This is a genomic window from Pseudomonas sp. A-RE-22 (assembly GCF_019956035.1).
Classification (GTDB): domain Bacteria; phylum Pseudomonadota; class Gammaproteobacteria; order Pseudomonadales; family Pseudomonadaceae; genus Aquipseudomonas; species Aquipseudomonas brassicacearum.
Genome location: NZ_JAHBCZ010000009.1, coordinates 106724 through 118586 on the forward strand (window position 1 = coordinate 106724; position 11863 = coordinate 118586).

Annotated in this window: 12 protein-coding genes and 1 tRNA gene; 2 read left to right on the forward strand and 11 right to left on the reverse strand. The window is 60.6% G+C overall.

What is annotated here, in order from left to right; all coding sequences use genetic code 11:
- Positions 1 to 9: 9 nt before the first annotated feature.
- The 5 genes from iscU to trmJ all read right to left on the reverse strand — a co-directional run bounded on the left by iscU (position 10) and on the right by trmJ (position 4013).
- Positions 10 to 396 (reverse strand): Fe-S cluster assembly scaffold IscU, encoded by a 387-nt coding sequence (iscU, locus tag KGA89_RS05735; RefSeq protein WP_003185157.1) that lies wholly within the window; start codon positions 394 to 396, stop codon positions 10 to 12.
- Positions 397 to 439: 43 nt separating this feature from the next.
- A complete protein-coding gene (locus tag KGA89_RS05740) occupies positions 440 to 1654 on the reverse strand; it encodes an IscS subfamily cysteine desulfurase (RefSeq protein WP_003197994.1) in 1215 nt (404 codons plus the stop codon).
- 50 nt (positions 1655 to 1704) lie between these two features.
- A complete protein-coding gene (gene iscR, locus KGA89_RS05745) occupies positions 1705 to 2196 on the reverse strand; it encodes a Fe-S cluster assembly transcriptional regulator IscR (RefSeq protein WP_003185160.1) in 492 nt (163 codons plus the stop codon).
- A 268-nt stretch (positions 2197 to 2464) separates the two neighbouring features.
- On the reverse strand, positions 2465 to 3241 hold the full coding sequence (cysE, locus tag KGA89_RS05750; RefSeq protein ID WP_003197992.1) for a serine O-acetyltransferase: 777 nt from the start codon (positions 3239 to 3241) through the stop codon (positions 2465 to 2467).
- A gap of 1 nt (position 3242) precedes the next feature.
- Positions 3243 to 4013, reverse strand: coding sequence for a tRNA (cytosine(32)/uridine(32)-2'-O)-methyltransferase TrmJ (gene trmJ, locus KGA89_RS05755; protein WP_003197989.1), 771 nt, complete (start codon positions 4011 to 4013; stop codon positions 3243 to 3245).
- Between the two features lie 144 nt (positions 4014 to 4157).
- Here trmJ and suhB point away from each other — a divergent pair, with 144 nt between their 5' ends.
- The gene (suhB, locus tag KGA89_RS05760; protein WP_003185165.1) at positions 4158 to 4976 is read left to right on the forward strand and encodes an inositol-phosphate phosphatase; all 819 of its coding nucleotides are present in this window, start codon (positions 4158 to 4160) and stop codon (positions 4974 to 4976) included.
- 313 nt (positions 4977 to 5289) lie between these two features.
- Here suhB and KGA89_RS05765 read toward each other — a convergent pair whose 3' ends face one another.
- From KGA89_RS05765 to queA, 6 genes are all read right to left on the reverse strand, one after another.
- Positions 5290 to 5838: a glycine zipper 2TM domain-containing protein gene (locus KGA89_RS05765; RefSeq protein WP_003197986.1), complete on the reverse strand. Its 549-nt coding sequence runs from the start codon at positions 5836 to 5838 to the stop codon at positions 5290 to 5292.
- A 117-nt stretch (positions 5839 to 5955) separates the two neighbouring features.
- Positions 5956 to 6870 (reverse strand): protein translocase subunit SecF, encoded by a 915-nt coding sequence (gene secF / locus KGA89_RS05770; protein WP_223470875.1) that lies wholly within the window; start codon positions 6868 to 6870, stop codon positions 5956 to 5958.
- A 9-nt stretch (positions 6871 to 6879) separates the two neighbouring features.
- The gene (secD, locus tag KGA89_RS05775) at positions 6880 to 8748 is read right to left on the reverse strand and encodes a protein translocase subunit SecD (protein WP_027913128.1); all 1869 of its coding nucleotides are present in this window, start codon (positions 8746 to 8748) and stop codon (positions 6880 to 6882) included.
- 63 nt (positions 8749 to 8811) lie between these two features.
- Entirely contained in the window at positions 8812 to 9150 is a 339-nt protein-coding gene (gene yajC, locus KGA89_RS05780; RefSeq protein ID WP_003197982.1) for a preprotein translocase subunit YajC, read from the reverse strand.
- Between the two features lie 43 nt (positions 9151 to 9193).
- A complete protein-coding gene (gene tgt / locus KGA89_RS05785; RefSeq protein WP_161796642.1) occupies positions 9194 to 10309 on the reverse strand; it encodes a tRNA guanosine(34) transglycosylase Tgt in 1116 nt (371 codons plus the stop codon).
- A gap of 14 nt (positions 10310 to 10323) precedes the next feature.
- Positions 10324 to 11373: a tRNA preQ1(34) S-adenosylmethionine ribosyltransferase-isomerase QueA gene (gene queA, locus KGA89_RS05790; protein WP_027913127.1), complete on the reverse strand. Its 1050-nt coding sequence runs from the start codon at positions 11371 to 11373 to the stop codon at positions 10324 to 10326.
- A 108-nt stretch (positions 11374 to 11481) separates the two neighbouring features.
- On the opposite strand from queA, the gene KGA89_RS05795 reads away from it, so the two are divergent.
- A tRNA-Leu gene (locus KGA89_RS05795) sits at positions 11482 to 11566 on the forward strand.
- The last annotated feature ends 297 nt before the right edge of the window (positions 11567 to 11863 follow it).

An 11863-nucleotide genomic window follows, 5' to 3' on the forward strand; every position in this document is an offset into this window, starting at 1 on the left:
TAACGCGGATCAGATCAGGCCTTTCTTCTGCTTGTAATCGCGAACGGCGGCCTTGATGGCGTCTTCGGCGAGTACCGAGCAGTGGATCTTCACTGGCGGCAGGGCCAGTTCTTCGGCCAGCTGGGTATTCTTGATGGTTTCGGCTTCATCAAGGGTCTTGCCCTTCATCCACTCGGTGGCCAGGGAGCTGGACGCGATGGCGGAACCGCAGCCGTAGGTCTTGAACTTGGCATCTTCGATGATGCCTTGCTCGTTGACCTTGATCTGCAGGCGCATGACGTCGCCGCACGCTGGGGCGCCGACCATGCCGGTGCCGACATCAGGATCCTGCGCGTCCATCTTGCCGACGTTGCGCGGGTTCTCGTAGTGGTCGATGACCTTTTCGCTATATGCCATTTGCTTCAATCCTCATCAGTGAGTCGCTCTGGTGGCGACTTCTTCAGTGCGCCGCCCACTCGATTTTCGAAATGTCGACGCCGTCTTTGTACATGTCCCACAGCGGCGACAGAGCGCGCAGCTTGGTAACGGCCTCGCAGACTTTCTGCGCGGCGTAATCGATTTCTTCCTCGGTGGTGAAACGGCCGAAGGTGAAGCGGATCGAGCTGTGGGCCAGTTCGTCGTTGCGGCCCAGGGCGCGCAGTACGTACGAAGGCTCAAGCGATGCCGAGGTGCAGGCCGAACCGGACGACACGGCCAGATCCTTGAGCGCCATGATCAGCGACTCGCCTTCAACATAGTTGAAGCTCAGGTTCAGGTTGTGCGGTACGCGGGCGGTCATGCTGCCGTTGACGTAGAGTTCTTCGAGGTCCTCGACCTGCTTGAAGAAGCGGTCGCTCAGGGCCTTGATGCGCACGTTCTCGGCAGCCATGTCTTCCTTGGCTACACGGAAGGCTTCGCCCATGCCGACGATCTGGTGGGTCGCCAGGGTGCCGGAACGCATGCCACGCTCGTGACCGCCGCCGTGCATGGTCGCTTCGAGGCGAACACGCGGCTTGCGGCTGACGTACAGCGCGCCAATGCCTTTAGGGCCGTAGGTCTTGTGGGCCGAGAACGACATCAGGTCGACTTTCAGCTTGGACAGGTCGATGTCGACCTTGCCGGTGGACTGGGCCGCGTCGACGTGGAACAGGATGCCCTTGGAACGGGTCAGCTCGCCGATGGCCGCGATGTCGTTGACGGTGCCGATTTCGTTGTTCACGTGCATGATCGAAACCAGGATGGTGTCGTCGCGCAGGGCGGCTTCGACCATGGCTGGAGTGATGATGCCGTCTTCACCTGGCTCGATGTAGGTGACTTCGAAGCCTTCACGCTCCAGTTGGCGCATGGTGTCCAGGACAGCCTTGTGCTCGATCTTGGAGGTGATCAGGTGCTTGCCCTTGGTGTGATAGAAATGCGCGACACCCTTGATTGCCAGGTTGTCGGATTCAGTGGCACCGGAGGTCCAGACGATTTCACGCGGGTCGGCGTTGACCAGGTCAGCGACCTGGCGACGGGCGTTTTCGACCGACTCTTCGGCCTTCCAGCCGAACACGTGGGAACGGGACGCCGGGTTACCGAAGTTTCCGTCGACCAGCAGGCATTCACTCATTTTTTGCGCAACACGCGGGTCAACCGGGGTGGTCGCTGAGTAATCAAGGTAAATCGGCAATTTCATGGACTCTCTCCTAAATCAGGCTGGCTGGCGTTCCGCGTGCTCTGCGGCAGTCATTCGACGGCGGACGCTTCAATCTTGTCCAGGTGCGGCGCCTTGCTATTGCAACGACGCTGGTCCTGACGCTGGGCTACTTCTTGCACCTCACGACGAGTTACAAGGTCAGCCAAGCTGATACCGCTTAGAAATTCGTGAATCTGCAGGCTGAGATCGCACCACAAGTGGTGGGTCAGGCAAGTATCGCCGCCATGGCAGTCGCCAAGGCCCTGGCATTTGGTCGCATCGACCGATTCGTTCACCGCATCGATCACCTGGGCGACCTGGATGCCCTGCATGTCGCGCGACAGCTGGTAGCCGCCGCCGGGGCCGCGAACACTGGAAACCAGGTTGCTACGGCGCAGCTTGGCGAACAGCTGCTCAAGATAAGACAGGGAAATGCCCTGGCGCTCGGAGATATCGGCCAGGGACACCGGCCCGTGCTGCGCATGCAATGCCAGATCCAGCATTGCGGTCACGGCGTATCGGCCTTTTGTAGTCAGTCGCATGGACAATTACCACGGAGTTCGGAATGGGGGCGAGTATGCAATTCCCGAGTATTTAAGTCAAGTATAAGACCTAGTGCTTTACTCAGGTTTACCCGCGAAAGAGCGCGCGCATCATAGCAAAGGCTGGCCGGCGGCGACCAGTGATACCGCGTTATCGTTTATCGCGAGCAAGCTCGCTCCCACATGGGATCTGCGGCGTACACGAATTGTGCATCCACCAAAGCCCCCCTGTGGGAGCGAGCTTGCTCGCGATGAGGCCAGTAGGGTTTCAGCTGGCCTGAGTCTCATCCTTGTCCTTCACACACGCAAAATCTTCCTCGCGCAGTTCAGGCAGGTCCTTGGCACAGTAATTACTGCCCAGGTCCTTCAGGGCGCCGCACATCCCCTCCAGGCGCCCATCGACGGCCTGCAGGTGATCGAGCAACTGGTTGATGGCGCGGGCGACCGGGTCGGGCATGTCTTCGCCGACACCGTAGGCGTCGAAGCCGATCTTCTCGGCCATGGCCTTGCGGCGGGCGTCCTGCTCATCATCGGACTTGACGATGATCCGCCCCGGAATACCCACCACGGTCGCGCCAGGCGGCACGGCCTTGGTGACCACGGCATTGGAGCCGACTTTCGCCCCCGCCCCAACCGTGAACGGCCCTAGCACCTTGGCGCCGGCGCCCACTACCACACCGTCTTCCAGGGTCGGGTGGCGCTTGCCTTTGTTCCAGCTGGTGCCGCCGAGTGTCACGCCCTGGTACAGCGTCACGTCGTCGCCGATCTCGGCGGTTTCGCCGATGACGATGCCCATGCCGTGGTCGATGAAGAACCGGCGACCGACCTTGGCGCCCGGGTGGATCTCGATCCCGGTCAGCCAGCGGCCGAAGTTCGAGACCAGCCGCGCCAGCCACTTCCAGCCCATGTTCCACAAGGCGCCGGACAGGCGGTGGATCCAGATCGCGTGCATCCCCGGGTAGCAGGTCAGCACTTCAAAGGCATTGCGCGCCGCCGGGTCACGATGGAAAACACTTTGGATATCTTCACGCAAACGTTCGAACATTTTATTTCTTCCGCTTAATCAGCTCGCCACGGGCCGCCTTCTGGGTTTCCGTGAGGATGCCGCGCAATATATTCATCTCCGCCCGGCTGACCGAGCTTCGTCCGTACAACCGACGCAGGCGCGCCATCAAGTGTCGCGGCTTTTCCGGGTCGAGGAACTCGATGTCCACCAGGGTCTGTTCCAGGTGTTCATAGAACCGTTCCAGTTCGTCCATGGTCGCCAGTGTCTCACTGCGCGGCGATGTGACCTCGGTTTTTTCGATTTTGCTGGGCTTGCCTTCGGCTGCCAGCCAAGCCATGCGCACTTCATAGCTCAACACCTGCACCGCCGCCCCCAGGTTCAAGGAACTGAACTCGGGGTCGGAAGGGATATGCACGTGAAAGTGACATCGCTGCAGCTCGTCGTTGGTCAGGCCGGAGTCTTCACGGCCGAACACCAGGGCGATCTCAAAGCCTTGCGCGGCTTCCTCGACCACTTTGGTGCCGCATTCGCGGGGGTCGAGCAGTGGCCAGGGGATACGCCGATCGCGGGCGCTGGTGCCGAGCACCAGGTTGCATCCCACCAGGGCGTCTTCCAGAGTAGCGACGACCTGCGCGTTGGCGAGGATGTCACCGGCGCCAGAGGCCCGGGCGTCAGCTTCGTGATGGGGAAACAAGCGCGGTTCGACCAGCACCAGGCGCGACAGGCCCATGTTCTTCATGGCCCGCGCAGCTCCGCCGATGTTACCCGGATGGCTGGTATTGACCAGGACGACACGAATGTTCTGCAACAAGGGAGGCGCTCTCGAACACGATAAAGGGAGCAAATCTTACATAAGCACCTACCGTTAAGCTATGAAAGCGAACACCAACCTTCTCCTGAGAAAACTTTCTGATAGAATGCGCGGCTTTCTTTAACAACCTTAGGTGACACATCCATGCAGCCCATGCTGAATATCGCGCTGCGCGCCGCCCGCAGCGCCAGTGAACTGATCTTCCGCTCCATCGAGCGCCTGGATACCATCAAGGTCGATGAAAAAGACGCCAAGGACTACGTGTCCGAGGTTGATCGCGCCGCCGAGCAAAAAATCGTCGACGCCCTGCGCAAGGCTTACCCGAACCACTCCATCCTCGGTGAAGAGACCGGCATGCACGCCGGTACTGGCATCGAAGGCGAAGAGTACCTGTGGATCATCGATCCGCTGGACGGCACCACCAACTTCCTGCGCGGCATTCCTCACTTCGCTGTCAGCATCGCCTGCAAATACCGTGGCCGCCTGGAACACGCCGTCGTGCTGGACCCGGTTCGCCAGGAAGAATTCACCGCCAGCCGTGGCCGTGGCGCCCAACTGAACGGTCGTCGCCTGCGCGTCAGCGGCCGCACCAGCCTGGACGGCGCCCTGCTGGGTACCGGCTTCCCGTTCCGCGATGACCAGATGGACAACCTGGACAACTACCTGGGCATGTTCCGCGCCCTGGTCGGCCAGACCGCCGGCATCCGCCGCGCCGGCGCTGCGAGCCTGGACCTGGCTTATGTGGCCGCTGGCCGTTTCGATGCGTTCTGGGAATCGGGCCTGTCCGAGTGGGACATGGCTGCTGGCGCCCTGCTGATCCAGGAAGCCGGTGGTTTGGTGAGCGACTTCACCGGCGGCCACGACTTCCTTGAAAAAGGCCACATCGTTGCCGGCAACACCAAATGCTTCAAGGCTGTGCTCACCGCCATCCAGCCGCACCTGCCGGCTTCGCTGAAGCGCTAAGCAACCGGCTACAGAAAAAGCACCCTTCGGGGTGCTTTTTTTATGCCTGCCTCATACGCCGATCGTTCCTCACGCTCCGCGTGGGAATGCCGCCAGGGACGCTCCGCGTTCCGCTTCTGGAAGGTGACGCAGAGCGTCACGGGATGCATGCCCACGCAGAGCGTGGGAACGATCGGTTACAACATCAGACATCCACGCAAGCTTAACCACCGCTATCGCGAGCAAGCTCGCTCCCACAGGGGGTTTGAGGTGGAGTAGTAAATGCGGGCGAAAAAAAAGCACCCCGAAGGGTGCTTCTTTCATAGCGGTTGGATCACTGAGCCGGTTCGTTCTGGCCCAGGATCAGTTGGCCTTCCTTGTTCACCGGGATCTGGTTGCCCGGGTCGCGGTCCATGCGGACTTTGCCTTCTTTGCCGTCGAGCATGTAGCGAACGTCGTAGCCTACAACCTTGTCGCTGATGTCATTGACCGTGTTGCAGCGAGTCTGGGTGGTGGTGTAGGTGTCGCGCTCCTGCATGCCTTCCTGAATCTTGTTACCGGCATAACCACCACCGGCCGCACCCGCCACGGTGGCGATCTTCTTACCGGTGCCGCCGCCGATCTGGTTGCCCAGCAGGCCACCGGCTACGGCGCCCAGGACGGTACCGGCGATCTGGTGCTGGTCCTGGACTGGCTTCTGCCGAGTCACGGTGACGTCCTTGCACACTTCACGCGGGGTCTTGATTTGGGTCTTGACCGGCTCCACGGCCAATACTTGCGCATACTCAGGGCCACTTTTTACCAAGCTGTAGGTGGCGACCGCACCACCGGCTGTTACACCGACAGCACCCAATACCGCACCAACCAGCATCGATTTGTTCACTTGAACCTCCTGACCATCACAAGCGGATTAATCCGCGCTTCTCCCAGCCTTGGAGCACAAAAAAAGGCGCGAGTTCAACTCGCGCCTTTTCAGTGGTGACGGATGGAAACCGGAGCCTTACGGGCGGTCGTCCACTTCCGTTTCAGCAGCAGCCGGAGGAATCAGGTCCTCGGTGCTCAGGTTCAGCCAGATCAGCACCACGTTGGCGATGTAAATCGACGAGTAAGTACCCGCCAACACGCCGATGAACAGCGCGATGGAGAAACCGAACAAGTTGTCGCCACCAAAGAACAACAGCGCAGCAATCGCCAGCAAGGTGGAGATCGACGTCGCCATGGTCCGCAGCAGGGTCTGGGTGGTCGAGATGTTGATGTTCTCGATCAGCGAGGCCTTGCGCAGCACACGGAAGTTCTCACGCACCCGGTCGAACACCACGATGGTGTCGTTGAGCGAGTAACCGATGATCGCCAGCACCGCCGCCAGCACCGTCAGGTCGAAGGTGATCTGGAAGAACGACAGGATGCCCACGGTCACGATCACGTCGTGGATCAGCGAGACAATCGCGCCTACCGCGAACTTCCACTGAAAGCGGAAGGCCAGGTAGAGCAGGATGCCGCCCAGGGCCATGAGCATGCCGAGGCCGCCCTGGTCGCGCAGCTCTTCACCCACTTGCGGGCCAACGAACTCGACGCGCTTGACCTGGGCCGGGTTGTCACCGCCGGCCTTCTGCAAGGCTTCAGCCACCTGGTGACCCAGCTGCGGGTCTGCACCCGGCATGCGCACCAGCAGGTCGGTGGTCGCACCAAAGCTCTGCACGATGGCATCGCTGTAGCCCGAGGTCACCAACTGCTCACGCACCTTGGTGACATCGGCCGGACGCTCGTAGGTCAGCTCGATGAGCGTACCGCCGGTGAAGTCCAGGCCATAGTTCAGGCCCTTGTGGAACCAGCTGAACAACGCCAGCAAGGTAAGGAACAATGTGACGCCGAACGCAACGTTGCGAACGCCCATGAAGTTGATTGTACGTAACATGGCAGCCCCTTAAATCCACAACTTCTTGAAGTCACGACCGCCAAAGATCAGGTTGACCATTGCGCGGGTCACCATGATGGCTGTGAACATCGAGGTAAAGATCCCGAGGGACATGGTCACTGCGAAGCCCTTGACCGGGCCGGTGCCCATGGCGAAGAGAATCCCGCCGACCAGCAACGTGGTCAGGTTGGCGTCGAGGATCGCGGTGAATGCCCGGCCGAAGCCTTCGTTGATTGCCCGTTGAACTGTCATGCCCGCGGCGATCTCTTCACGTATCCGCGAGAAGATCAGCACGTTGGCGTCCACCGCCATACCCATGGTCAACACGATACCGGCGATACCCGGCAGGGTCAGCGTGGCCCCCAGCAGCGACATCAAGGCCAGCAGCATCACCATGTTCACTGCCAGCGCGACGGTGGCGATGATGCCGAAGAAGCGGTAGATGGCGATGATGAACAGCGACACGAACAGCATGCCCCACAGCGAGGCATCGATACCCTTGGTGATGTTGTCGGCACCCAGGCTCGGGCCAATGGTGCGCTCTTCAGCGAAGTACATTGGCGCGGCCAGACCACCGGCACGCAGCAGCAGGGCCAGTTCCGAGGATTCACCCTGGCCGTTCAGGCCGGTGATGCGGAACTGGCTGCCCAGTGGCGACTGGATGGTCGCCAGGCTGATGATCTTCTTCTCTTCCTTGAAGGTCTGCACCGCGACGTCTTTCTCGACGCCGTTGACCACTTGCTTGGTGTACGTGGTAGTCGGCTTCTGCTCGATGAAGATCACCGCCATGCTGCGACCGACGTTGCTGCGCGTAGCGCGGCTCATCAGTTCGCCGCCATGGCCGTCGAGGCGAATGTTCACCTGTGGGCGACCCTGCTCGTCGAAGCCCGCCTTGGCGTCAGTCACCTGGTCACCGGTGATGATCAGGCCACGCTCGATCTGCGCCGCCGGACGATTGCCCTCACGGAACTCGAAGCTCTCGGAAGTGGCCTTGGAAGCACCCGGCTCAGCGGCCAGGCGGAATTCCAGGTTGGCGGTCTTGCCGAGGATACGCTTGGCTTCGGCAGTGTCCTGCACGCCTGGCAGCTCAACCACGATGCGGTTGGCGCCCTGGCGCTGCACGATCGGCTCGGCCACACCCAGCTCGTTGACGCGGTTACGCACCGTGGTCAAGTTCTGCTTGATGGAGTATTCGCGGATTTCCGCCAGCTTGGCCGGGGTCATCGCCAGACGCAGCACTGGCTGACCATTGAGGTCGGCCGGCACAACGTCGAAATCATTGAAGTTCTTGCGGATCAGGCTACGGGCCTGCTCGCGGGTATCGGTATCGCTGAAGCCCAACTGAATGGCACCGTCGAGTTGCGGCAGGCTGCGATAACGCACGCGCTCTTTACGCAGCAAGCTCTTGACGTCGCCTTCGTAGACTTTCAGTCGCGCGTCGAGGGCTTTTTCCATGTCCACTTCCAGCAGGAAGTGCACACCGCCGGACAAGTCCAGACCCAGCTTCATCGGATGCGCGCCGAGCTTGCGCAGCCATTGCGGGGTGGTCTGGGCCAGGTTCAGGGCCACAACGTAATCGTCGCCCAACGCCTTGCGCACCACGTCCTTGGCTGGCAGTTGGTCTTCGGCCTTGGCCAGACGCAACAGGCCGCCCTTGCCGTTTTCGGCGATGGACGCAGCCTTGACCTCGATATTGGACGCTTTGAGCGCAGCGCTCGCACGGTCCAGATCGGCCTGGGTGACCTGCAGCGCAGTGCTTGCGCCACTGACCTGAATGGCCGGGTCATCCGGGTATAGATTGGGAGCGGAATAAATCAGACCGACCGCCAGCACCGCCAGGATCAGTACATATTTCCACAGAGGGTATTTGTTCAGCATCACGCCGCCCGCTTATGACGCGGGGCGCCTTGCGCGCCCCGTCGATTGAATAGAAGTTGTTACTTAGATCGCTTTCAGCGTGCCCTTTGGCAGCGTGGCCGCGATAGCGCCCTTCTGGAACTTCATTTCAACAGTGTCGGACACTTCCAGAACCACGAAGTCATCAGCCACTTTGGTGATCTTGCCAGCGATACCGCCGGTGGTGACCACTTCATCGCCCTTCTGCAAGTTGCTCAGCAGGTTCTTCTGCTCTTTGGCGCGCTTGGCCTGTGGACGCCAGATCATCAGGTAGAAGATGACCAGGAAGCCGACCAGGAAAATCCACTCGAAACCGCCGCCCATAGGGCCGGCGGCAGCAGGTGCAGCCGCGTCAGCCATGGCATTAGAGATAAAAAAGCTCATTTAGCACTCCAGTTGCAAGTATTGAATCTAGGGATCGGAAAACTCAGTCCAAGGGCGGTACAGGCAACCCGCGCTTGGCATAGAAGGCCTCGACAAAGGCGGCCAATGTACCCTGTTGAATAGCCTCGCGCAAACCAGCCATAAGCACCTGGTAATGGCGCAAATTGTGGATGGTATTGAGCATACTGCCGAGCATTTCGCCGCACTTGTCCAAATGATGCAGATAAGCGCGAGAGAAGTTCTGGCAGGTGTAGCAATCGCACGTCGGATCCAGCGGCGAATTATCATGGCGATGAAACGCGTTACGGATCTTCAGCACACCAGTGTCGATGAACAGATGCCCATTGCGGGCATTACGGGTTGGCATCACGCAATCGAACATGTCCACACCGCGGCGCACACCCTCAACCAGATCTTCCGGTTTGCCAACGCCCATAAGGTAACGAGGTTTGTCAGCGGGCATTTCGCCCGGCAGGTAATCGAGCACCTTGATCATCTCGTGCTTGGGCTCGCCCACCGACAGGCCACCAATCGCCAGGCCGTCGAAGCCGATCTTGTCCAGGCCTTCGAGCGAGCGCATGCGCAGGTCGCGGTGCATGCCGCCCTGGACGATGCCGAACAGCGCCGCAGTGTTGTCGCCATGGGCGTTCTTCGACCGCTGGGCCCAGCGCAACGACAGCTCCATGGACACCCGCGCCACGTCTTCATCGGCCGGGTACGGCGTGCATTCGTCGAAGATCATCACGATGTCCGAGCCCAGGTCGCGCTGCACCTGCATCGACTCTTCCGGTCCCATGAACACCTTGGAACCGTCCACCGGAGAAGCGAAGGTCACGCCCTCCTCCTTGATCTTGCGCATCGCGCCCAGGCTGAACACCTGGAAGCCGCCGGAGTCGGTCAGGATCGGGCCTTTCCATTGCATGAAATCGTGCAGGTCACCGTGGGCCTTGATCACTTCCATGCCCGGGCGCAGCCACAGGTGGAAGGTATTACCCAGGATGATTTCCGCGCCAATCGCCTCGATGTCACGCGGCAGCATGCCCTTGACCGTGCCGTAGGTGCCCACCGGCATGAACGCGGGGGTTTCCACGGTACCGCGGGGGAAGGTCAGACGACCGCGACGAGCCTTGCCATCGGTGGCGAGCAACTCGAAGGACATGCGACAGGTGCGACTCATACTGTTTCCTCGGGTCCGCGTGGCGCGGGGTTACGGGTGATGAACATCGCATCACCGTAGCTGAAAAAGCGGTATCCATGCTCGACGGCGGCCTTGTAGGCGGCCATGGCTTCGGGATAACCGGCGAACGCCGAAACCAGCATCAACAGCGTGGATTCAGGCAAATGAAAGTTGGTGACCAGGGCATCGACCACATGAAACGGCCGGCCCGGGTAGATAAAGATATCGGTGTCGCCACTGAACGGCTTGAGCACGCCATCGCGGGCGGCGCTTTCCAGGGAGCGCACGCTGGTGGTCCCCACCGCCACCACCCGCCCGCCACGCGCGCGACAGGCCGCCACGGCATCGACCACTTCCTGGCTCACTTCCAGCCATTCGTTGTGCATGTGGTGGTCTTCGATGCGCTCCACGCGCACCGGCTGGAACGTGCCGGCGCCGACGTGCAGCGTCACGAACGCGGTCTCCACGCCCTTGGCGGCAATCGCCTCCAGCAACGGCTGATCAAAATGCAGCCCCGCCGTCGGTGCCGCCACCGCCCCCAGGCGCTCGGCGTACACGGTCTGATAACGCTCACGGTCCGAACCTTCGTCCGGGCGGTCTATATAAGGAGGCAACGGCATGTGCCCGACACGGTCGAGCAGCGGCAACACCTCTTCGGCAAACGCCAGCTCGAACAACGCATCATGCCGCGCCACCATCACCGCCTCACCGCCGCCGTCGATCAAGATCGACGAACCGGGCTTGGGCGACTTGCTCGACCGCACATGGGCCAGCACGCGATGGCTGTCCAGCACCCGCTCCACCAGAATCTCCAGCTTGCCGCCGGAGGCTTTCTGGCCGAACAAACGCGCGGGAATGACACGGGTATTGTTGAACACCATCAAATCGCCCGGGCGCAAATGCTCAAGCAAATCAGTGAATTGACGGTGAGCCATGGCACCGCTGACCCCGTCCAGGGTCAACAGTCGACTGGCGCGACGCTCGGCCAGAGGGTGGCGAGCGATCAGCGAATCCGGGAGTTCGAAGGTAAAGTCAGCAACACGCATGATGGGGTTCGTCTAGCAGGGCCGGAAAGTCTAGCGGAAATATCAAAAATTCACCATGAAACGTGATTGACCAACGGTAGGCACCTCTCTATACTTCGCCGCCATTGAGCCCTGATGGCGGAATTGGTAGACGCGGCGGATTCAAAATCCGTTTTCGAAAGGAGTGGGAGTTCGAGTCTCCCTCGGGGCACCATCTTAAAGAAAGACCTTGAAATTCAAGGTCTTTTTTTTCGTCTGTAGGAAAGTGGTTTGGCCGGGGCCCAAGCAGATCCAAGCCAAACCCCGATCCGCTTTTGTGGCGAGGGGATTTATCCCCGCTGGGTCGCGAAGCGGCCCCAAATACCCAACCCAATGGTGAGGAAGAACCTGTGGTAGGAGAAGAACCTGTGGCGAGGGAGCTAGCTCCCGCTTGAGCGCGAAGCGCTCACAAAGCAGTCACCACCCTCACCGATACTCCGAGTTGCCACCGCCAAGGCATAAACCATCACCC

What these genes read in the sequence shown, in the direction of transcription:
- iscU (WP_003185157.1), bottom strand. Translation starts at nt 396, where the DNA reads ATGGCATATAGCGAAAAGGTCATCGACCACTACGAGAACCCGCGCAAC.
- KGA89_RS05740 (WP_003197994.1), bottom strand. Translation starts at nt 1,654, where the DNA reads ATGAAATTGCCGATTTACCTTGATTACTCAGCGACCACCCCGGTTGAC.
- iscR (WP_003185160.1), bottom strand. Translation starts at nt 2,196, where the DNA reads ATGCGACTGACTACAAAAGGCCGATACGCCGTGACCGCAATGCTGGAT.
- cysE (WP_003197992.1), bottom strand. Translation starts at nt 3,241, where the DNA reads ATGTTCGAACGTTTGCGTGAAGATATCCAAAGTGTTTTCCATCGTGAC.
- suhB (WP_003185165.1), top strand. Translation starts at nt 4,158, where the DNA reads ATGCAGCCCATGCTGAATATCGCGCTGCGCGCCGCCCGCAGCGCCAGT.
- secF (WP_223470875.1), bottom strand. Translation starts at nt 6,870, where the DNA reads ATGTTACGTACAATCAACTTCATGGGCGTTCGCAACGTTGCGTTCGGC.
- secD (WP_027913128.1), bottom strand. Translation starts at nt 8,748, where the DNA reads ATGCTGAACAAATACCCTCTGTGGAAATATGTACTGATCCTGGCGGTG.
- yajC (WP_003197982.1), bottom strand. Translation starts at nt 9,150, where the DNA reads ATGAGCTTTTTTATCTCTAATGCCATGGCTGACGCGGCTGCACCTGCT.
- tgt (WP_161796642.1), bottom strand. Translation starts at nt 10,309, where the DNA reads ATGTCCTTCGAGTTGCTCGCCACCGATGGCAAGGCTCGTCGCGGTCGT.
- queA (WP_027913127.1), bottom strand. Translation starts at nt 11,373, where the DNA reads ATGCGTGTTGCTGACTTTACCTTCGAACTCCCGGATTCGCTGATCGCT.